Here is a 20,236-nt window from a genome sequence, read left to right as displayed (position 1 = left end):
ATGCTCATCTCAACAAAAGAAATAGAAGTAAGGTATGCAGAAACAGATCAAATGGGAGTAGTTTACCACGCCAATTATCTGGTATGGATGGAGCTTGGCCGGACACAAATCATAAAGGATCTTGGATTCAGCTATGCTGAAATGGAGAAGGATGGGATCATCTCTCCAGTATTGGATATCCTTGCTTCTTATAAAAAACCATTGCGCTACGGGCAGACTGCAACAATTAAAACCTGGATCGAAGAATATGACGGTTTCCGCGTCAGCTATGGATATGAAATATTCAATGATGAAGGAGAACTTGCCGTAACAGGCTTGTCCAAACATGTTTGCGTCAAAAAAGAGAATTTCCGCCCGATTTCTATTAAAAAGAAATATCCTGATTGGCATGAAGCGTATGAAAAAGCAAAAAAGCAGCCTGAAGCTGCTGTCAGATAAAGTGAAACTTCAATCAGCGGGGGGCGTTATCTTCTGCTGATTGTTAGTTGAGGCCCTTAGGAAGCGGGTCACAAAGACTGCTGCATAAGTGGCGTTCTAGTCTTTGTCCTTCTTTCGGGCACGTTAGATTGTGATAAATCTAAAGGATGGAGAATGGAAATGGCTTTCGGCCTTCGCAGAAAAGATCTTCAAGAATGGAAGATGAAAGTGGACCGTGGAGAAATTGCTTTTTTAACACATTATTGGTTAGATGAGCGATTCCCTGGCTGTAAAACAGTCACAAAGGTCGGCTGTTCGGATCTAAATAAACTGAAAGATTGGGGAAAATCGCATGGCCTAAAATCTGAGTGGATTGATTATCGGACTGATGGCTACTCGCACTTTGATTTGATTGGTGCCAGGCAGAAGGAAATCCTTGAAAAAGAGAAGTTATGGGAGCACCTGGAACGGCTGCAATAAGAAAGTGGAAGGCATCGCCTATGATATAATATCGCCAACGAAAAGCATCAGTTTTTGGTCGGGCGTTGCTGTTGATGTTACACGCAGTCTCCCCTTGTCCCGCGGGCCTCAAGCGAAGGATGAGACAGCTGAAGGGCTGTTATTTAACCTTCTGAAAGAAATGTATAGACGTTTGCCCATGTACTGCTTAAACCGGAGATGGAAAATTATCTAACACTAGTATAGATTCTTATCTTATAAAAAAAGAAGCAGGCGGTGTCTGCTTCTTTTACTCATTGTTATACTTAAATTCAGGTTCCTGTGCTTTTTCATTAAAAGTCACGAATAAATCATGATTATCAAAGTACCATAAATCCTTTTCTTCGATAAAGTAAGTGATTCCGTTTTTTTCTGTCTGCACCCCTGCGTCATGAGGCTTTTCATTAGAGACGCCTAGGGAAAATCCCTGCTGAACCGTGCTGCAGCCGCCGTATCTAGCGAAAAATCGGACAAAGTCACCCTTATTCAAGAGCATTTCTTCCTGATACCATTGGGCAGCCTGATCTTCGATATGTATGTTCATTTGAAATTCCTCCTCGTGGGTGATAGTCATATTATAGGCTAGTTTTTCCCTATGCGCGAATAAAATGTCTGCCGCCATACCTATAAATAATGGCATGAACAAGAATATATTATCCTGGAAATGGTATTAAGCCGCTTAAAATCATCAAAATGTTCATGGCAATATGCCATAAGAAAGCAGGAAAGATGCTTCGGGATTTCACCGTGACGGCCGCGTAAAACACTCCTCCTGCAGCAAACAGCAGACACAGAACTAATGAGTATCCAAACATCATATGTGATACCCCAAATGCCAGCCCGGAAAACAGAACTGCTGATTTTTCTCCTGACAGGTCAGCCATTCTGGATAAGATGATTCCTCTCCATAAAAGCTCTTCCATTATCCCATTTACAATGGAGAAGCCAATAAGGAACTGCAGAAAGTCCCTAGAAAAGGAGTGCTCGGCTGAAAAAATAAAATATGCAAATGCAGCAAAATTAATTAGGATAGCAATTATAAGAAAATACTTTATTTTTATGGTATGGAAGCCGCTCCATATGAAAGGAAAAAATATAAGAGAATTCCAATCCGGTTTTTGCCAAAAGGGGATCGGTGTTTTTTTAAACTTTATTGAAATATAGATCAGCAGCAGGATCGGGATTACCAGAAGAAAGCGATTTAATATCATTAAGATATAGTATGGAAGGGGCAGTAAATCAAGAAGCTTATCGCCATAAAGAAACAAAAGGCTGCCTGACAAATAGCCGGCAATAGTCCATGAAAAAACACGCTCCTGCTTTGAGAGAAGCACTAAAAAAATGATAAGTAATAACGAAAGAATGAAAGCGAAAGCGAAAAGCTTCAATTGAAAAAGCAATACACCAAAAGTGAATACACATAGCTGCATATAAGGAAGAGACTTATTAATAAAAGCATTTTTCATAACTAACCCCCTGTATACAACATATTTTACCATTTTTTTGCATAAAAAAAGCGCTAAAAAGCGCTTTACTTCATATTGCCTAACATATGTTTCATAATTTCGTCGTATTTAGAGTCTGCATTGGGTAAGCCAAAGCTGCCCGCATTCTCAAGCGGCACGATCTGATAATTTTTCAATTGTTTATTGCTGACGTAGGTAGGGACGAACCCAGGGTTGGAAAGTTTGATATCGACCCCATTTTGATCAATATATTTTGTAACCTCCACGGTTGCAAGCCCGCCTATATCTTTATAATCACGCATCTGTCCGGATAAAAAGTTGCCAAGCGAATAAACAACCAATGATTGGCCGCCGTCTTTTCTGTCAATCCACTCCATAGGCTGCAGAACATGCGGATGGTGGCCGAAGATAATGTCAGCACCTGCTTTAACAAGACTCTGTGCTAAATTCTTTTGTTCCACTGTTGGCTGAAGCTGATATTCATTTCCCCAATGCATACTTATTACAACAACGTCAGCTTCTTCTTTAGCACGCTTAATTTCATTTATTATTGCGGTTTCATCAATGAGGTTGACGAGATATTCTTTACCTGCAGGAACGGGAATTCCGTTGGTGCCATATGTGTAAGAAAGATAGGCAACTTTAATTCCGTTTTTGCTGAGTATTTTCAAGGTTTGCTGCTCATTTGGTGTTCTGCTCGTTCCCACATGCGGCAGACCAATTTGATCCATATAATCGAGAGACGCTTCCAGGCCCTTTACTCCCTTATCGAGTGAATGGTTATTGGCCGTTGAAACAATATCAACGCCTGCCTCAATAAGAGCATTGCCTACTTCCTGAGGGCTGTTGAACATTGGGTAGCTGGAGATTCCTATTTTCGTACCGCCCAGAATTGTCTCTTGATTGGCAAGTAAGAAATCGGGAGTACTTAATAGCGATTTAGCATGTTCAAACATTGGATTGAAATCATAACCTGTTTTTGTTTTGGCATCATTGTATACCCAATCATGAATAAGGATGTCGCCAATAGCTCCCAAAGTTACCCTTTCAATAAGGATTTTACTGCCCTCGGCCATTTCCCTGTCTTCAGCATGCAATTGAACAGGTTTGGCTTCAGCAGCTTCAGCCTTATGTTCAGTGTGCATCTTGTAGATAAGGAGGCCCGAGCATATTAATAATGTTGTACAGAAAAATGCGGATAGCAGGAAGGCTTTACTTAATTTCATAAAAATTATCCCCTTAATATAGAGCATATATATTAATAGTTTAATTTTAATATGAATTTTTGCATTTTTCATCATTTTTCTGCATTTTTTTCATTAAATTTAAATGTTCTTATTTGGTCAATGCTAGAGGAAGTTCAATTATAAAAACGCTCCCTTGTGATAGTCTGGAATTGACGGCAATTCTGCCCTTGTGTTCCTCGATTATCTTCCGGCATATGGATAGACCGATCCCAGTCCCTTTTTCTTTAGTAGTATAAAATGGCAAGAATAATTTATTTATCGTTTCTTCAGTCATGCCAGGCCCATTATCTTCAATAATGATTTCTGTTTGTTGGCTGTTTGATTTGGCAGTTATGCTAACTTCTCCATCTCCTGCATGAACTTCCTCACATGCCTCCAGTGCATTTTTAATGATATTGATCAGTACCTGCTTTATCTTATTAGTGTCTCCATAGATGATGGGGTTTCCAGGGCAAGGCTTTACAGAGAGGTTTATATTATTAATATTTGCTTGACTTTCAAATAACATTTTCATTTCCTGAATCAATTTGTTTAAATTTATTTTTGCTTTCTTGTTGGTTCCAGGTTTCGATGCATTCAGAAATTCATATATCATATCATTTGCCCTATTAATCTCATCAATGGCAAGTTCGGCGTACTGTTCTTTGCCGATCTCAGATAAATATGGCTTTAAGAGCTGCATAAATCCTTTCACTGTTGTCAGCGGATTTCTGATTTCATGAGCTAATGCTGCTGCCAGCTGACCATCACTATTGGGAATTTCTCCCTCTTCTTTTTTTATATTATTCATTTTTTCCATCTTATTATTCATCCTTACATTAGTGGTTTTCGGCAGAATATAAGCCTAAACTAATGTATGGCGAAAGATATCAATTTATGTTTCTTTATGTATAATCATTTACTCGCATACCATACGGTCAGTTTTTCTGAAATATAAAAAACAGCAGGTGAAAAGTCTGCTGTTTTGCGCGGCCGGCTGGTTTCAGCCAAGCCATTTTATTTTGGGCTCGGTTTTGTCCCTGATTCGTTTAATGTTAGCCCTATGCCTGTAAATAACAAAGAATCCGAGGATAGACACAACAATAATCAGCGGTATGTCACCTAATATAAGAGCGTAAATGATGGAGGCAACTGCTGCCAGAATAGAGGATAAAGACACATACTTAGTTATGTAAAGGCTTAGAAAGAAAACACCCAATATGATAAGAAACATGAACGGTACATAGGCTAAAAGTACTCCGCCTGAAGTGGCCACTGCTTTTCCTCCGCGAAAACCGGCAAACAGCGGATACATGTGCCCAATAACTGCGAAAACTCCGGCGATAAGCTGATGCATTTCTGAACCAAAGAAAAGGGGAAGGGATGCGGCAAGGGTGCCTTTTAAGATATCAGCTATGGTCACAATCATGCCGGCCTTCACTCCAAGTGTCCGGAAAGTATTGGTGCCGCCCAGATTTCCGCTGCCATGCTGACGAATATCCACTCCATAAAATAGTTTTCCAACAATTAAACCTGAAGGAATGGAGCCAAGTAAATAAGCTAAAATAATGATAATTCCATAAATCATAAAAACTCTCCTTCATACTTTCTATGTTAGTATATTGTACCATGTGAGCAAAGCAGCATACCATGTGCAATTAAAAAGAAGTCCAAATTATTTTTGAGGATGCTTCAACTCTCTGGCTTGTGTTTGATCTGTTTGACACCGGGTATTAGTAGACTGTCACAGCAAACAATTCCAAATAAAGGAGAGATTCAGCATGGAACAAAATATGAATAATGTAAATGGACAAGCGGCAGATGTAGAGGGAAAGCTCGATAACATGGGGAGCGAAAAGAAAGATGATATTCTTTCAAGCTTTGACGGGTTTAAAGATTATTTAAGCGGAAAGGTTTCCATGGGACAGAAAATGGGCATGGATGAGGAACAGCTTGCTAATACTGCTCAAAAGGTAGGCGATTATCTGGCATCTAAAGAAGAACCAAGGAACCGTGAAGAAAAGCTTCTTCAGGAATTATGGAAGGTAGGCACAGAAGAAGAAAAGCATAAGCTGTCTCATATGCTTGTAAAGCTTGTTGGCTAATAATATGTATTAATGGCGAAGGCGCTTGCCTTCGTCTTTTATTTTGCCTGGAGGCGCATAGATGAGTTTACAATGGTCAAAAATGGTCTATATATAGTTATCGCAGTCTAAGAAGCAGGGGGAGTACTAGTGAGAAAGGTTCTGGGAAAAGTAAATAGAAAAAAGGTATGGATACCTATTTTGAGCCTGGTGCTGGTAATGGCAGCAACCATTATCTATCAATCCAATAAATCATTGCCCGAGGGCCTTTCATTCGAAGGAGAACTATATTCTGCAGAAGATGTTCAGTTCCTTTACGATTTAACATTTGAAAAAGAAAATGGCAAAAGAGAAAGTGAACAGCAAATCTTTAAGCATATTTTAAAAGCCATCGACGAGGCAGAGGATTTTATAGTTATGGATATGTTTTTATTCAACGGCTTTAATGATGGTGATAAAGAATATCCTGATATTAGCGGCAAAATAACTGATAAGCTGATTGAAAAAAAGCTTAACCGCCCGAATATGGATATTACCGTTATTACAGATCGGATTAACAGTACCTATGGATCACATGAAGTCCCGGAATTCCGGGAACTCAAAGAGAATGGCATAAAAGTGGTTTATACTTCATTAGTTCCTTTAAGGGATTCAAATCCAATTTATTCGGCATTTTGGCGTGTATTTATACAATGGTTTGGGCAGGGCGGCAAGGGCTGGCTCCCCAATCCGCTCGCAGAAAATGCTCCGAAGGTGACATTCCGTTCCTATCTCGATCTAATGAATATAAAAGCAAATCACCGGAAGGTTTTTGTAACTGAAAAATCCGGGATTGTCACATCCGGAAATCCCCACAATGCCAGCGGGTTTCATTCCAATATAGCATTTGAAGTAAAAGGGCCAATCTTAGCGGATCTCGTAAAAACCGAGCAGGCAGTAGTCGACTATTCAGCATCCGGCAAACTTACAGATTTCAAGCCTGAAAAGAGCAATAAAATTGGCCCGCTTAAGGCCCAGGTGCTGACTGAAGGCAAGATTTATAAACACATTCTTCAAGAAATCAATAAAGCTGGGAAAGGGGAAACCATTTGGCTTGGCATGTTTTATCTTGCTGAGCGAAAAGTGGTAGATGCACTAAAAGAATCAGCCGACCGCGGCGTAAAAGTAAAAATCATCCTGGATCCCAACCAGAACGCTTTCGGCTCTGAAAAGATCGGGCTGCCTAATATACCTGTTGCAGCTGAATTGAACAAATTAGGTCATAATAACATAAAAATAAGATGGTACAATACAGGATTTGAACAATACCATTCGAAAATCATGTATATAACCGGAAGAGAAGATAGTAAGATTATCGCCGGTTCAGCTAATTTTACGAAAAGAAATCTGGACGATTTAAACCTGGAGACAAATTTAAAAATCATCGCCCCTCCTCATTCACAGGTTATGAAGGATGTCGACAGGTATTTTAATAAGCTTTGGAATAATAATGGAGGCATTTATACGAAGAACTATCCTTCCAATGAAAAAATGCCTTTTGCCAAATATATTACTTATAGACTCCAGAAGCTTACTCACTTTACAACATACTGATAAAAATTGTGAAACCTTTCCTTGATTAATTTCGTTTATAAGGATGGGTTGAATAAATGAAGACATTCTAAATTTTCTTCCCATTTTCAGATTATTCCTTTACGATGGAAAATAAGGGAGGAAAAGGAATGTACAAGATTGAAACAAGCAAACAAAAGCCTCCTGTTAAAAAGTGGATTTTTGCGGGTCTTTTGTTTGCATTTACAATGATAATCTCCAGCATTTTGATGCTTTTATATCCTTTTGCCTCGAAGGAGAAGGCAGCTTACTTTAAAGGGGATAATCCGATTTTGTTTATGGGAAAACAGGCTGGAAATGCTTATAAAGAAGAGGATACAATCTACCTGCCACTAACCTTTCTGCAGGAGTTTATTGATGAAGCTATCATTTACGATGAACCTTCACAATCTATTATTCTTGCCACTAAGAATAAAGTAGTGCAGATGCCATCTGATGCTTCAAGCTATTATGTGAATGGCAAGTCTGTGGAATCGGAGTTTTCAGTTGTTAAGCAGATAGGAGGAGACAGGTATGTGGCACTTGAGCCCCTGTTGACTTTCTATTCAATAACTTATTCAATTCTCGCTGAAACAGGTGCAGTCTGGGTTCAAAAGAATGGAGAGACTATTGTTTCCGGTGAAGTGCTTGAAAAAGATATTCATGAAGAATTGCTTCGGCTTCGGACGAAAGCCAGTCTTGATTCACCCTATACGGCCTCCGTAACTCCTAAAGAACATATTTTTATTGAAGAGGAAGAAGGAGATTACTATCTTATAAGAAAAATAGATGGCAGAGCAGGCTATTTGAAGAAGCAATACATAAAAAAGAGCAATACCAGGGAGATAGCTATTTCACTTGAAGAAACAAAAAACACAGTCCCTAAAATGGAAGATCCGATTCAGCTGACCTGGGAAGCTGTATATACCAAAAACCCGAATACTTCGGCCATCCCGAAGATGGATGGCGTTAATGTCATATCGCCGACATGGTTTGAGCTTGCGGACGGAAAAGGAGCTATTAAGAACCTGGGGTCGAAGGAGTATGCAAACTGGGCAAGAAAACAGGGATACCAAATTTGGGGATTGTTTTCAAATGCATTTGACCCTGATTTGACACATGAAGCCTTTGGTAACTTTGAAACACGGCAGAAAATGATCCGGCAGCTTTTAAATTTCAGTCAACTATATGAATTAAACGGAATCAATCTTGATATTGAAAATGTAAATCCTGAGGACGGTCCGCTCATAACGCAGTTTGTGAGAGAAGCCACTCCATTTTTTCATGACGCAGGTTTAGTGGTGTCAATGGATATCACCTTCATTTCATCAAGCGGAAATTGGTCTGCTTTTTATGAAAGGGAAAAGCTTGCCGAAATAGCAGATTATATGGTTGTCATGGCTTATGATGAGCATTGGGGAAGCTCACAGGTTGCAGGAAGTGTTGCAAGCCTCCCGTGGGTGGAGGACAATCTGAAACTATTGCTTGAGGTTGTGCCTAATGAAAAATTAATATTGGGTGTGCCATTATATACGAGACTATGGAAACAGGAATCAAATGGCGATGTTTCTTCACAAGCCCTTTCTATGGGCAAAGTGAAAGAATGGCTCACTCAAAATAAAGTTACTCCCATATACGATCCGGTAAGCGGGCAAAATTTTGCGGAGCATTACTCAGAAAAAGATAAAATCACATACAAAGTATGGCTTGAAGATGAAATTTCACTAACGAAACGAGCTGATTTGGCAAAGAAATATCATTTGGCCGGTGTTGCAAGCTGGAGCAGATACTTTGCAGATGAAACAGCCTGGTCTGCCTTAACGTTAACTAATAAGGAAATCACCAAAAAATGAAAGAAAGGCCGTAGAACATCACGGCCTTATTTTTTATGCTTCGGTTTTAATGTGACTGAAGGATCTTACAGAGAATAACCCTTTATCAGTTAATTTGAGTTCAGGGATAACCGGGAGCGCTAAAAATGAGAGCGTCAAAAACGGGTTGAACTCCATGCTGCATCCGATTGTCATAAGTGCATCATTCAATTGGGATAAACGTGAATAGACTAATGAGGAATCCTGGTCGGTCATGAGTCCCGCAATAGGCAGGGGCAGTTCCGCAAGTATTTCCCCATCCTGGACAACAGCCAGACCTCCTCTCATTGCTGCCGTATGCTTAATGGCAGTCAGCAAATCCTCATCAGATGTGCCTGCTGCAACAATATTATGGGAATCGTGTGCAACTGTTGAAGCAATCCCGCCTCTGGAGATCCCTAACCCCTTAACAATGCCAAGCCCTATGCTGCCTGTGCCATTGTGCCGCTCCACAACGGCCAGCTTTAAGTGATCTCTATGAGCACTTGGCTGGAAATAGCCATCAATTGAATCAGCCTTCTCCACAAGGTGCCTGGTGACAATGCTGTTCGCAATAATGCCAATGATATTGCAGTTATCCTTCCCAATGCGAATGCTTAAATCTTCATAGTTCAGGCTGGTGATTTTAATACTGTCCAAAATAGGTCTTGCGGGTGCAGCATTGTTTGGAACAGATTTCTTCATGTTCCCATTTTCTGCAGTAAGTATTCCGGATTTTATAACTTTTTCAACTTTGACATTCCTGAGGTCACTGAGAAAAACCAGGTCGGCTTCATAACCGGGAGCAACGGCCCCTTTATTTTTCAGGCCGAAGCATTCTGCTGCATTAAGAGTAGCGATTTGAACGGCAAGGATAGGATCAATCCCTGCCTTAATGGCCATTCTGACATTATGATCAATGCTGCCTTCATTGATCAGGTCATCCAGGTGCTTGTCATCGGTTACGAATAAACAGCGCCGTGAATTTCGTTCGCTGACAGATTTGAGAAGTGACAGTAAGTCTCTTGCCGCCGATCCTTCCCGCAGCATAACAAACATTCCTTTGCGCATCCGATCCAATGCTTCCTCAGGGTTGATGCATTCATGGTCTGTTCTTATGCCTGCTGCCATGTAAATATTGATTTCTTCCTCATTAAGTCCTGCCGCATGCCCATCTATGCATTTCCCTTTGCTATAGGCAGCTTCCAGTTTTTTTAGCATTCCATCATCATTGTTCATAACAGCGGGATAATCCATAACTTCACCGAGCCCAAGCACTCTTGGGTGACTGTAATATTTCTCGAGGTCCTTGTGACTAAGGGACGCACCGGCATTTTCAAATGGAGTTGCAGGGACACAGGATGGGAGCATAAAAAATACATCAAGCGGGATATCCTCCGAAGATTTCAGCATGAAATCAATGCCGTCAGTCCCGCTGACATTGGCTATTTCATGAGGGTCGGCAATCACAGTCGTGACTCCGTGCGGGATCACAACATTGCTGAACTCAGCGGGAGTCACCATCGCTGACTCAATATGGACATGCCCGTCAATAAAGCCTGGGGCGATATAGCTGCCCCGGGCATCAATAATTTCTTTGCCTTCATACCTTCCTAAGCCAGCTATGAAGCCATCGGCAATCGCAATGTCTTCCTCGATGATTTCACGTGTAAACACGTTTATTACTTTTCCGTTTTTTATTACCAGATCGGCAGGAGTTCTTTTGGCCGCCACATCAATTCTTTTTCGCAACATTTCAATGGTTAGCTTCATACGGACTCCTCGCTTTTGAAAAAAATGACAATCAACAGTTTAATGTCCGCCCATGATGAAATTAATAATAAAGGCAGCACTCACAAAATACATGATCCAGTGGATTTGATGATGCTTGCCTGTCAGGAGCTTAAGCAGAGTATAAGAGATAAAGCCGAATGCCAATCCCTGGGCAATACTGAAGGTTAAAGGCATAAGAACGATTGTCAAAAATACCGGAATAACATCAGTGAAGTCATCAAAGCTTATATGTTTTATTTCACTAAGCATTAAGGCTCCTACAAGAATGAGAATAGGCGCAGTGGCGACAGACGGTATAAAATAGATAAGCGGAGCAAAGATGAGCGACAGGAAGAAAAGTACAGCTGCAGTTAATGCCGTTAAGCCAGTCCGTCCGCCTTCTGAGATTCCTGTGGCATTCTCCACATAAGCATTTAAGGCAGTGCTACCGAAGGCTGCACTTGCCATCGTACCTACGGCATCTGCCTGAAGGGCACGGTCCAGGTTTTCAATTTTTCCATTTTTATCTGTGAGGCCAGCTTTTCTTGATAGTCCGATGAGGGTTGCTAAATTGTCAAATAATTCTACAATTGTGAAGGAGAAAATGACTGAGATGATGCCATATTTTACGGCTCCCATAATATCCATAGCTAAAAACGTCTCAGACATGCTTGGCAGATTAAGGGAAACGATATCACTTACGGCTTTTGGGTAGGCAATGAAGCCAACAATCATGGCTGCTGCACTCGTTCCCAATATACTGATAAGCAGGGCGCCTTTTACTTTCTTTGCCATCAGGAGTGCGGCAATAATCAATCCGAATAGGGCAAGCAGTGGCCCCTTGCTTGTGATGCTTCCCAAGCCGACAAATGTAGCTTCATTTGCGACCACTAATTCTGCATTTTTTAACCCGATAAAGGCTATAAATAAACCAATTCCAACACCTATAGCTGACTTTAAGACATCCGGGACACCATCTACAATCTTCTGCCGGACTCCGGTAACGGTCAAAATTAAAAACACAATCCCCGAAATAAATACAGCTCCCAGGGCTGTTTGCCAGGAAAGCCCCTGTCCAAGCACCACCGTATAGGCAAAAAAGGCATTCAGCCCCATGCCCGGGGCAACTGCTACAGGGAAATTTGCCCACAGAGCCATTAGAAGAGTACAGAAGACACTTGCGTAAATGGTTGCTGCCAGTGCAGCTTCTTTTGGTATGCCCGCGTCAGCTAAGATGATCGGGTTGACAAAGATAATATAACTCATTGTCAAAAACGATGTAATGCCTGCCAGTATTTCTGTCTTTGCATTTGTATTTCGTGCGGAAAGCTTAAAGAGCCGTTCTAAGAGGTTCGCATTTGAGGCAGGCGGGAGGCCCGACCCAAGATCCTTTTCAATCGTCGACATGAAAGGTCACTCCTTATTCATGGTTAATGTTCATCCTGAGAAACGAACTGACTTGACCATGGAATAGGCGGGAGATCTTTTTCTGCAGTTTATTAGATGGGTTCAATAAAAACATCCATGATGCCGCCGCATATTCCGCCATCTTCATAAAACAGCCCTTTTGTTAAATCAACACGCTTTTGACTGGGGGTATTTGTTTGCATAACCTCGAAAGCCTTCTCAATTACTTCTGCTTCTCCGCAGCCACCGCCAATTGTTCCTTCAATTCTTCCGCAGGGGAACACAATCATCCGGCTTCCGATTTTTCTCGGAGTAGAGCCTTTTGTGCGGATAATGGTGGCGAGGGCTGCTTTCTCACCTCCTTTCCGGATATCGAGGGTGCGCTTTATAAGCTGCATTTGGTCCATTTGCCAGCCCCCTCACGGAACCCCAATTTTGCAAATCTTTTAATTTGCGAACTTAAGGAATCTCCGGATTTTTGATTTTTCACTTTCAGAATTTCTGCCATGATGCTGACTGCAATCTCCGCAGGTGTTTCAGCTCCAATATCTAGACCCACCGGTGTGTATAGATTTTCAAAGCTCTCATCAGGAAAATCCTGATGCAATTCTTCAAAAACACCCGATATACGCCTTCTGCTGCCGATCATGCCAATGTATCCTGCCTGACATTTTCTTTTTAAAAGTTCATTCAAACTGAGAACATCATACTTATGTCCCCGTGTAAGAAGGAGTATATAAGTTTTTTCCGAAATTTCAACATGCCTGAAATAATCCAGATAGGATTGGCAAACCACTTCATCTGCCTTTGGAAAACGTTCTCTGTTTGCAAACTCTTTCCGGTCGTCTATTACTGTCACGAAAAATCCGAGCATCCGTCCCATTTCTGCCACGGGTTCACACACATGGCCGGCACCGGCGACTATTAAATGGAGCGGAGAAGGGAAGTACTCGGCAAAACATTCAATTAGACTATCGTTCCACATAAATCTCACAGTTCCGGACCGTTTTTTGGTGACCAGTTTATTGCATTGCACTGTTAGTAGTTTCTTTACATCCATGGGCAGAAGGGAGGATTCCGTGCAGAACTCCCCTTCTGGCCATAATAAAGCTTTGGTTCCGATGAGTTTTTCTTCAGGATAGTCTGTTATAGTCAGCAGAAACGTGTCTTTCCGATTTTTGATGGACTCTTCTAATCTGGCAAATAAATTGCGGCTCATCAATAGGATCACCTTGGGGATTGGACTTTTTGTTTTTTGAGATCTTTCAATGCATTAAAAACTCTTTCAGGAGTAGCAGGCAAATGAAATATTCTGGCCCCTGTTGCATCATATATGGCTGACATAATAGCAGCAATTATCGGAATCATTACCACTTCCCCAATGCCCTTTGCGCCAAAGGGGCCAGATTGTTCTGGCTCTTCAACCGGAAAGGTCTCAATTAAAGGAGTCTCGCGAATAGTAGGAATGATATAATCAGTGAAATTCCGCGTTTTATGGTATCCATTTTCAATCAGCACATCTTCATAAAGAGTATAGCCGATGCCCATTACTGCTCCCCCTTCAGCCTGGCCCTCTAAGCCCTGCGGATTAATGACTTTGCCTGCATCCGGGATGGAAACTACCCGAAGAACTTCTGTTTCGCCTGTTAAAGTATCAACTTCCACCATCACCACATGTGTCAAATATCCGTATAAATGGTGGGGGGCACCGCCGGAGCCTTTGATTTCATCTTTTTCTTTCGGCAGGTAGAAGTGTCCTTCTACTCTAGTTGCCTTATGATGATCATAAAGGTATTTATAGATAGATTTATTAGGTATAATCTGCTCATTGGCTGATAGGTGGTTCGGTTTTAAATTAATTTGGGACGCATCTAGATTCAGCATTTCAGCAGCAGTTTGAATAAGAAGCTGGGTCATCCGGGGAGCTGCTTGAGCAATAGCTCTTCCGCCGGTATAGGTGGAGCGGGAGGCAGTTACAGTACCGCCATCAAGTGTTTTTTGTGTATCACCTTGAATAATTCTGATATTGCTGATATCACAGGTCAGCATTTCTGCGGCTATCTGGGCATAAGCGGTGCTGTTGCCTCCTCCGATTTCCTCGCATCCCACACCTACAAGGAAAGTTCCATCCGGCTGAAGTTCAATAGAGGCTGCTCCATAATCAGGGAGGCCAATACCCATTCCGATACCATGAAAGGAAGTTGCCAGGGATACTCCGCGTTTTTTCCATGGCTCACTTACTTCAGATTTGTATTTTTCCCTGTTCTTCCACAAATCGCAATTCTCTGCTGTTTCCAGGGTTTTATAAGTGCCAACACTGGATTTGACAATATGGCCTACACTTGAAACTTCGCCTTGGTGATAAACATTTTTTTTGCGCAATTCAATAGGGTCCATTCCCAGCTTTTCTGCAATCATGTCCATATGAGTTTCAATTCCCATGCATACCTGATTGACGCCAAAGCCTCTGAATGCGCCGGAAATGCCATTATTTGTATAAACACAGAAGCCCTCGAGATCCACATTAGGAATTTTATAAGGGCCGCATGAATGTTCGATCGCGAGTGCTATGACCGCCCCTCCAAGTGATGCATAAGCACCCGTATCTCCTATGGCTCTCACCTGATTGGCAAGCAGTGTCCCGTCTTTTCTGGCAGCAGTCTTCATTTGAACTTTAAATGGATGCCTTTTTATGCCCGCAATGACTGACTCTTCCCGGCTTAAATGGATTTTTACAGGCCGTCCCTTTGTATGCAGTGCAAGGAGAGCAAGATAAATTTGAACGGTAATCTCATCCTTTCCGCCAAAGGCACCTCCAATTGGACTTGAGATAACTCTTATTCTTTCTGGGTTATATGCCAGGGATCTCGCAATCTGCATTCGATCGCGGTATGCATATTGGCCAGGGCAGCGAATGGTGAGGAACCCATCGTCATCCATTACCCCCCAGCCGCCTTCCGTTTCGATAAAAGCATGCATTTGGCGGGGGGAGAAGAAGGTATTCTCGACAATGATGTCAGCTTCTTCGAATGCTTTCTCGATGTTTCCGTTTTTTATTTTCACATGGCTGTGTAGATTGCCATCAGGATGAAGCTTCGGAGCAGAATCTGTCAGGGCATATTCAGCATCTGCAACTACTTCAAGTGGCTCATAGTCCACTTTAATTAAACTCAGTGCCTGTTCTGTGATTTCCAGTGTTTCTGCTCCAACTAATGCTATCGCATCTCCTGTACACCGGACGACATCGGAGCACAGAACAGGCTGATCGGGAACCACAATCCCAAATCCATTAAAGCCGGGGATATCTTTATGGGTTAGCACACATATCACACCAGGCAGATTTTTGGCTGCCTCAATATCTATTGAATTAATTTTGGCGTGCGGATATTCAGAGCGCAGCACTTTTCCCCAAACCATATTGTCAAAGTGGTAATCGGTCATATATTTTAATTCACCGGTTACTTTTTCCGGGCCATCGATTCTATTTACCCGTTTCCCAACCCATTTGGTGTTCACTGGTTATTCCACCTCCTCATTAAGCGGTATAATCCTCTTTCCAATAAAGCGCTTGCCATATCCCGTCTATATGTAGCTGTTGCTCTTCCATCTGTGATGGGCATAACCTCTTTCCAGGCAATTCTGGCTATGTTCCGGATTAATTCATCATTTAGCGGTCCCAGCGTCAGCACCGATTCACACTTGCGTGCACGTATAATCGTTGGTGCTACAGATCCGAAGGCGATTTTTCCTTCCCTGCATTTCAGCTCATGGTCCATTATGAGTGAAATAGCAACATTCACAATGGAGATAGATTGCGCTTTGCGAGGGCCGAGCTTTTGGAAAATCCCTATTTCATTCGGTTTTTGCGGCGTTATTATGATTTTTGTAATCATTTCATTTTCTTTTAAAACAGTTCTGCCGGGACCAAGGATAAAGTCTTCGATTGGGACGATTCGTTTATCCGACAGCGAGGAGAGTTCAAGTCTTGCTCCGAGAACATACAAAGCCGGAAGGGTATCGCCTGCAGGAGAGGCAGTGCCAATATTGCCGCCGATTGTTCCCATATTCTGCATTTGAGTGGCGCCGACTTCCCGAGCTGCATCTACGAGAACATCCGCTTTTCTTTGCAGAAGCGGAGAATGAATAATATCAGTATGTGTTGTCAACGGGCCAATATGAATACAATCTTTACTTTCTATGATATAACGCAGCTCACTTAAGTTTTTTATATTGATCCAAATTTCCGGCCGCCATTTGCCTTCCTTCATCCGGACTGCAGCATCTGTACCGCCTGCTATCAATTTATGAACCCTGCCTTTCTTCGATAGCTGCATCAGACATTCGGATAGAGAGGAAGGGGTAAACATATCAATCTCTGAAACAAGCATCAGCTTACCTCCCTGTATATGTTTTAACCGCAATTTTATAATCTTCCTGGCGATTCAGGTTGAGATGAATCTGTTCATTTTCCACTGGCACCTCAAGGAGAAATTGCTTATGCTGTTGAATTACATGCCTCAAACCCATATTCTCTTCCTTTATTGATAAAAGCTCGTTCCTCAATCGGGACGAAAAGAGGATGGGGTGCCCTCTTTTGCCCTGGCAGCTAGGGACTGCAATCAGGCAGCGGGTTTTTCTAAAGTCACCTGCGAGCTTATTAATGACCTCAGTATGAAGCGGCTGGTCGACGGATGTAATCAGAATCGTATCTGATAACGCGTCCGCGGCTTTCACCCCCGCAATGATTGACGAACATTTTCCATCCTGAAAGTGTTCATTTATGATCATATTTGCAGAATACTTTTTTCCAATTGAATGAAATGTATCGGCTTCATAACCCAATACAACTACAATATCTGTGAACACCGATTTTCTGAGTGTGTTCAGCTGATGTTCGAATAATGTCGTACCATTCCATGGCAGCAGTCCTTTTAGAGTACCCATTCTGCTGGACTGGCCCGCGGCAAGTAAAATGGCTGTATGTGTCATGGATTATCGGATTGTTTCAGGCTCGGATATTTTTTGGCTGGCAGCTGTCTGAACGGCCTTGATAATTTTGGTATAGCCTGTACAGCGGCACAGGTTCCCTCCTAATGCGGTTTTAATTTCCCCAACGGATGGAACATGGTCAATTCCATCCAAGAAAGCTTTTGCTGATACGATGATTCCCGGGGTACAGTACCCGCATTGTGTTGCTCCTTCGGCAATAAAAGATTCCTGAATGACATCAAGATTTGGTGATAGTCCGACTCCTTCACAAGTGGTGATCACCTGGTTTTCCGCCTGGCCAGCAAGGACAAGACAGGAACATACAACCTCATTATTGATTAGAACAGAGCATGATCCGCATTCTCCCTTTCCGCAGCATTCCTTGCTTGCAGTCAAACCCAGCTCTTCTCTTAATACATCCAGGAGCGGTTTCGCAGGCGGGCAAACGACCGTACAATCCTTCCCGTTAACAATAAAATGAATACTTTTCAAATCTTCGCCTCCTCATAGATTTTGAAACCATTGGCAATGAGAAAAAAGTGTGAGCAGTTTTGTATGGGATAGTAGCCTGGCGAGCAGGAAGAGGTATTTAAATTATGATATTATGCATCTTCTTCTAAATAGACTAATAAGCACAAAAAAATTCCTGCACAAAAGGTTCCTGTATGTAATCAACAGGAAATATCCCTTTCGTAGATAGGAATTACGGTTCCCAGTAGAAACCCTCAAACCGATTATTGAGGTTATACGAAAATTCTATTTAATTTTTCTTGATGCTGAAGGGAGGTTTTACAGGGACAATTATAGAAATATAGGGGGAGTTGATTTGTAGTGTAATAGTTAAGTTAATATTTTGTCAAGTGAGAATTTTCTGAAAAAGATATTGACTTATAAAATAGCCTTGTTTAATATAGTGATTAACAGGAGGATTACATGACTGTATTAACCTCAAAATTATTTCAAACAATAAAAAAAGATCTCGCTTTTCTCTATAATCGTGTGAACCAGGAAATCTATGGAACAGGCGTGAAAAAACAGCGTATTGAAACATTTGATGATAGAGTCATCATCTTCGCACAGCATAAGCGTGTTCAGGCACTGCAGATGCTGAGTCAGAACTTCCATCACCTGACCATTTCGGTTGATTCAGCATTGATTGTTGAATTTAAATCGCTTCTAAAAGGTATGATTGAAGATGCTCTTCATTTGAAAGTCATAACGATTTTAAAAGATTATGATCCTGTTACTGAAGAAGCCTGCACCATTATTTATTTTCAAGAATAGAAGTTTTACATTTTGTTTGGGAGAGCTGTGCATGACGCAGTTTTTCTTAAACCTGAATATAGGAGCGGTTCCTTTGTCTTTTGTTTAACGGAAGCTGAATGAAACCGCAGTAATAGAACATCTATTGTTTACTTTGATGTTATCTATTGCTGCGGTTTTTTTATACACATTTTTCATTTGGGAGGTGATGCCGGTTTTTAAAAGCTGGAGTCAGGCTGTGGCATAACAAAGAATTAAACCTGGGGGGAAAATCTTTGGAAAAGCTAAATCCTTGGAAGGTAGGGACTTTAGGATTTCAGCATGTGCTAGCCATGTATGCAGGTGCTGTCATTGTACCGCTGATTGTAGGACCGGCAATTGGGCTTACTGCCCAGCAGCTCGCTTACTTAATTTCAATTGATTTGTTTACCTGCGGGATTGCTACTTTGCTTCAGGTAATAGGGGGGAAGCATTTTGGCATCAAGTTGCCTGTGATTCTGGGCTGTACTTTTACAGCAGTAGGCCCGATGATTGCCATCGGGAATTTGCAGGGGATTACAGCCATCTACGGGGCAATTATTTCTTCGGGTATTATCGTCATGATCCTATCCCAATTTATGAGTAAAATTATGAGATTTTTCCCGCCGGTCGTAACCGGTTCAGTCGTTGCAATTATCGGGGTATCACTGATTCCTGTTGCCATGAATAATGCTGCAGGCGGGCTTGGGTCATCCGATTATGGAAGTGCAAAGAATTTATTCCTGGCTGCCTTTACACTGGTGCTGATTATCTTAATGAACCGGTTTTTTAAAGGCTATATGAAAGCAATTTCTGTCCTGCTGTCATTGGTGGCCGGGACTATAGCAGCTTATTTTATGGGGCTCGTCAGCTTTGCCGAAGTCAGCCAGGCTTCCTGGTTTCATGTCGTTCAGCCGCTTTATTTCGGATTCCCGACATTCAATGCTTCAGCCATCCTTACGATGACCTTAGTAGCAATTGTTAGCATGATTGAATCTACTGGGGTATTTCTCGCTCTCGGAGATGTCTGTGAGAGAAAGCTCGACTCTAAGGACATTAAGAAAGGCTTGCGTGCAGAAGGACTGGCTGTTGTTATAGGCGGCATTTTTAACGCGTTTCCTTATACGTCCTTTTCACAGAATGTGGGCCTTGTAGCATTGACTAAAGTAAAAACGAGAAATGTTGTTATCGCAGCTGGTGTTATATTAATGATTCTCGGTCTTTTGCCCAAAGTGGCTGCTCTGACTACGATTATTCCTATGGCTGTTCTTGGCGGAGCAATGATTCCGATGTTTGGGATGGTTATCTCATCGGGAATCAGAATGCTTTCTGTAGTGGATTTCAGCAAAAATGAAAACTTGCTTATCGTTGCCTGTTCAATCGGAATTGGGCTTGGTTCAGCGGTGGTCCCGCAGATTTTTGAAAGCCTGCCGACAAGTGCACGCCTTCTGGTTGAAAACGGAATTGTACTGGGGAGCATCACAGCAATTTTATTAAATATGGTATTTAATTATAAAGAATTAAATATAAGTGAAAGTGAAAGAATTGAGCAGCTGAAAGGAGACCACTCAGCTGAATTGATTTAATAGCAGCTGCTGTAACCACCTGCCTCTACTTTTAGAGGCAGAAATCAAATTAATAGATAGGAGCAGGGT

21 protein-coding genes and 1 riboswitch are annotated in these 20,236 nt (G+C 41.8%); of the genes, 8 read left to right on the top strand and 13 right to left on the bottom strand.

What is annotated here, in order from left to right; all coding sequences use genetic code 11:
- From NSQ49_RS01730 to NSQ49_RS01720, 3 genes are all read left to right on the top strand, one after another.
- Nucleotides 1-438 (top strand): acyl-CoA thioesterase, encoded by a 438-nt coding sequence (locus NSQ49_RS01730; protein ID WP_159867280.1) that lies wholly within the window; start codon nt 1-3, stop codon nt 436-438.
- 159 nt (nt 439-597) lie between these two features.
- Nucleotides 598-897, top strand: coding sequence for a hypothetical protein (locus NSQ49_RS01725; protein WP_159867283.1), 300 nt, complete (start codon nt 598-600; stop codon nt 895-897).
- On the top strand, nt 854-1,111 hold the full coding sequence (locus tag NSQ49_RS01720) for a hypothetical protein (RefSeq protein WP_341071653.1): 258 nt from the start codon (nt 854-856) through the stop codon (nt 1,109-1,111). Before NSQ49_RS01725 ends, NSQ49_RS01720 begins: the two co-directional genes overlap by 44 nt.
- Before the next feature lie 54 nt (nt 1,112-1,165).
- Here the strand turns inward: NSQ49_RS01720 and NSQ49_RS01715 are convergent, their stop codons facing one another.
- The 5 genes from NSQ49_RS01715 to plsY all read right to left on the bottom strand — a co-directional run bounded on the left by NSQ49_RS01715 (nt 1,166) and on the right by plsY (nt 5,195).
- Nucleotides 1,166-1,459, bottom strand: coding sequence for a HesB/YadR/YfhF family protein (locus NSQ49_RS01715; RefSeq protein ID WP_159867286.1), 294 nt, complete (start codon nt 1,457-1,459; stop codon nt 1,166-1,168).
- Nucleotides 1,460-1,568: 109 nt separating this feature from the next.
- Entirely contained in the window at nt 1,569-2,381 is an 813-nt protein-coding gene (locus NSQ49_RS01710; RefSeq protein ID WP_159867289.1) for a CPBP family intramembrane glutamic endopeptidase, read from the bottom strand.
- 65 nt (nt 2,382-2,446) lie between these two features.
- On the bottom strand, nt 2,447-3,607 hold the full coding sequence (locus NSQ49_RS01705) for a CapA family protein (RefSeq protein WP_159867292.1): 1,161 nt from the start codon (nt 3,605-3,607) through the stop codon (nt 2,447-2,449).
- A gap of 109 nt (nt 3,608-3,716) precedes the next feature.
- Nucleotides 3,717-4,427 (bottom strand): sensor histidine kinase, encoded by a 711-nt coding sequence (locus NSQ49_RS01700; protein ID WP_236566254.1) that lies wholly within the window; start codon nt 4,425-4,427, stop codon nt 3,717-3,719.
- A gap of 183 nt (nt 4,428-4,610) precedes the next feature.
- Complete coding sequence (gene plsY / locus NSQ49_RS01695) at nt 4,611-5,195, bottom strand: glycerol-3-phosphate 1-O-acyltransferase PlsY (protein ID WP_159867298.1); 585 nt, start codon at nt 5,193-5,195, stop codon at nt 4,611-4,613.
- Between the two features lie 193 nt (nt 5,196-5,388).
- Between plsY and NSQ49_RS01690 the strand changes: the two genes are divergently transcribed.
- The 3 genes from NSQ49_RS01690 (at nt 5,389) to NSQ49_RS01680 (ending at nt 9,134) form a co-directional block, all read left to right on the top strand.
- On the top strand, nt 5,389-5,712 hold the full coding sequence (locus NSQ49_RS01690) for a DUF3243 domain-containing protein (RefSeq protein ID WP_159867301.1): 324 nt from the start codon (nt 5,389-5,391) through the stop codon (nt 5,710-5,712).
- A 129-nt stretch (nt 5,713-5,841) separates the two neighbouring features.
- Nucleotides 5,842-7,284 (top strand): phospholipase D family protein, encoded by a 1,443-nt coding sequence (locus NSQ49_RS01685; RefSeq protein ID WP_251283784.1) that lies wholly within the window; start codon nt 5,842-5,844, stop codon nt 7,282-7,284.
- A gap of 128 nt (nt 7,285-7,412) precedes the next feature.
- Entirely contained in the window at nt 7,413-9,134 is a 1,722-nt protein-coding gene (locus NSQ49_RS01680; RefSeq protein WP_251283785.1) for a glycosyl hydrolase family 18 protein, read from the top strand.
- Nucleotides 9,135-9,167: 33 nt separating this feature from the next.
- Here NSQ49_RS01680 and ade read toward each other — a convergent pair whose 3' ends face one another.
- The 8 genes from ade to NSQ49_RS01640 form a co-directional block, all read right to left on the bottom strand.
- A complete protein-coding gene (gene ade, locus NSQ49_RS01675) occupies nt 9,168-10,904 on the bottom strand; it encodes an adenine deaminase (protein WP_251283786.1) in 1,737 nt (578 codons plus the stop codon).
- A gap of 39 nt (nt 10,905-10,943) precedes the next feature.
- The gene (locus tag NSQ49_RS01670) at nt 10,944-12,311 is read right to left on the bottom strand and encodes an NCS2 family permease (RefSeq protein WP_251283787.1); all 1,368 of its coding nucleotides are present in this window, start codon (nt 12,309-12,311) and stop codon (nt 10,944-10,946) included.
- A gap of 92 nt (nt 12,312-12,403) precedes the next feature.
- On the bottom strand, nt 12,404-12,718 hold the full coding sequence (locus NSQ49_RS01665; RefSeq protein ID WP_159867316.1) for an XdhC family protein: 315 nt from the start codon (nt 12,716-12,718) through the stop codon (nt 12,404-12,406).
- Entirely contained in the window at nt 12,697-13,530 is an 834-nt protein-coding gene (locus NSQ49_RS01660; RefSeq protein WP_159867319.1) for an XdhC family protein, read from the bottom strand. The genes NSQ49_RS01665 and NSQ49_RS01660 overlap by 22 nt, the downstream gene beginning before the upstream one ends.
- An 8-nt stretch (nt 13,531-13,538) precedes the next feature.
- Entirely contained in the window at nt 13,539-15,827 is a 2,289-nt protein-coding gene (locus NSQ49_RS01655; protein ID WP_251283788.1) for a xanthine dehydrogenase family protein molybdopterin-binding subunit, read from the bottom strand.
- Entirely contained in the window at nt 15,824-16,699 is an 876-nt protein-coding gene (locus NSQ49_RS01650; protein ID WP_159867325.1) for an FAD binding domain-containing protein, read from the bottom strand. The genes NSQ49_RS01655 and NSQ49_RS01650 overlap by 4 nt, the downstream gene beginning before the upstream one ends.
- Nucleotides 16,700-16,703: 4 nt before the next feature.
- Complete coding sequence (locus NSQ49_RS01645; protein WP_159867328.1) at nt 16,704-17,300, bottom strand: nucleotidyltransferase family protein; 597 nt, start codon at nt 17,298-17,300, stop codon at nt 16,704-16,706.
- A 3-nt stretch (nt 17,301-17,303) separates the two neighbouring features.
- A complete protein-coding gene (locus NSQ49_RS01640; protein WP_159867331.1) occupies nt 17,304-17,792 on the bottom strand; it encodes a (2Fe-2S)-binding protein in 489 nt (162 codons plus the stop codon).
- A 181-nt stretch (nt 17,793-17,973) separates the two neighbouring features.
- Nucleotides 17,974-18,071: riboswitch (purine riboswitch) on the bottom strand.
- Nucleotides 18,072-18,233: 162 nt separating this feature from the next.
- Between NSQ49_RS01640 and NSQ49_RS01635 the strand changes: the two genes are divergently transcribed.
- Both NSQ49_RS01635 and NSQ49_RS01630 read left to right on the top strand, forming a co-directional pair.
- Nucleotides 18,234-18,584, top strand: coding sequence for a Na-translocating system protein MpsC family protein (locus tag NSQ49_RS01635; RefSeq protein WP_251283789.1), 351 nt, complete (start codon nt 18,234-18,236; stop codon nt 18,582-18,584).
- Between the two features lie 254 nt (nt 18,585-18,838).
- Complete coding sequence (locus tag NSQ49_RS01630) at nt 18,839-20,167, top strand: nucleobase:cation symporter-2 family protein (RefSeq protein WP_159867337.1); 1,329 nt, start codon at nt 18,839-18,841, stop codon at nt 20,165-20,167.
- Nucleotides 20,168-20,236: the final 69 nt, after the last annotated feature.

Origin of the sequence: Cytobacillus sp. FSL R5-0377, from assembly GCF_038004385.1 — a bacterium.
GTDB lineage: Bacteria > Bacillota > Bacilli > Bacillales > Cytobacillaceae > Cytobacillus.
Note: the sequence above shows the minus strand (reverse complement) of the source record. Positions and strands in the feature narration are given on the sequence as shown.

Bases quoted from the DNA above. Each gene is read 5' to 3' on its own strand.
- NSQ49_RS01650 (WP_159867325.1), bottom strand. From the start codon at position 16,699: ATGCTTGTTTCAGAGATTGATATGTTTACCCCTTCCTCTCTATCCGAA.
- NSQ49_RS01705 (WP_159867292.1), bottom strand. From the start codon at position 3,607: ATGAAATTAAGTAAAGCCTTCCTGCTATCCGCATTTTTCTGTACAACA.
- NSQ49_RS01635 (WP_251283789.1), top strand. From the start codon at position 18,234: ATGACTGTATTAACCTCAAAATTATTTCAAACAATAAAAAAAGATCTC.
- ade (WP_251283786.1), bottom strand. From the start codon at position 10,904: ATGAAGCTAACCATTGAAATGTTGCGAAAAAGAATTGATGTGGCGGCC.
- NSQ49_RS01710 (WP_159867289.1), bottom strand. From the start codon at position 2,381: ATGAAAAATGCTTTTATTAATAAGTCTCTTCCTTATATGCAGCTATGT.
- NSQ49_RS01715 (WP_159867286.1), bottom strand. From the start codon at position 1,459: ATGAACATACATATCGAAGATCAGGCTGCCCAATGGTATCAGGAAGAA.
- NSQ49_RS01680 (WP_251283785.1), top strand. From the start codon at position 7,413: ATGTACAAGATTGAAACAAGCAAACAAAAGCCTCCTGTTAAAAAGTGG.
- NSQ49_RS01645 (WP_159867328.1), bottom strand. From the start codon at position 17,300: ATGACACATACAGCCATTTTACTTGCCGCGGGCCAGTCCAGCAGAATG.
- NSQ49_RS01660 (WP_159867319.1), bottom strand. From the start codon at position 13,530: ATGAGCCGCAATTTATTTGCCAGATTAGAAGAGTCCATCAAAAATCGG.
- NSQ49_RS01690 (WP_159867301.1), top strand. From the start codon at position 5,389: ATGGAACAAAATATGAATAATGTAAATGGACAAGCGGCAGATGTAGAG.
- NSQ49_RS01730 (WP_159867280.1), top strand. From the start codon at position 1: ATGCTCATCTCAACAAAAGAAATAGAAGTAAGGTATGCAGAAACAGAT.
- NSQ49_RS01700 (WP_236566254.1), bottom strand. From the start codon at position 4,427: ATGGAAAAAATGAATAATATAAAAAAAGAAGAGGGAGAAATTCCCAAT.
- plsY (WP_159867298.1), bottom strand. From the start codon at position 5,195: ATGATTTATGGAATTATCATTATTTTAGCTTATTTACTTGGCTCCATT.
- NSQ49_RS01725 (WP_159867283.1), top strand. From the start codon at position 598: ATGGCTTTCGGCCTTCGCAGAAAAGATCTTCAAGAATGGAAGATGAAA.
- NSQ49_RS01665 (WP_159867316.1), bottom strand. From the start codon at position 12,718: ATGGACCAAATGCAGCTTATAAAGCGCACCCTCGATATCCGGAAAGGA.
- NSQ49_RS01670 (WP_251283787.1), bottom strand. From the start codon at position 12,311: ATGTCGACGATTGAAAAGGATCTTGGGTCGGGCCTCCCGCCTGCCTCA.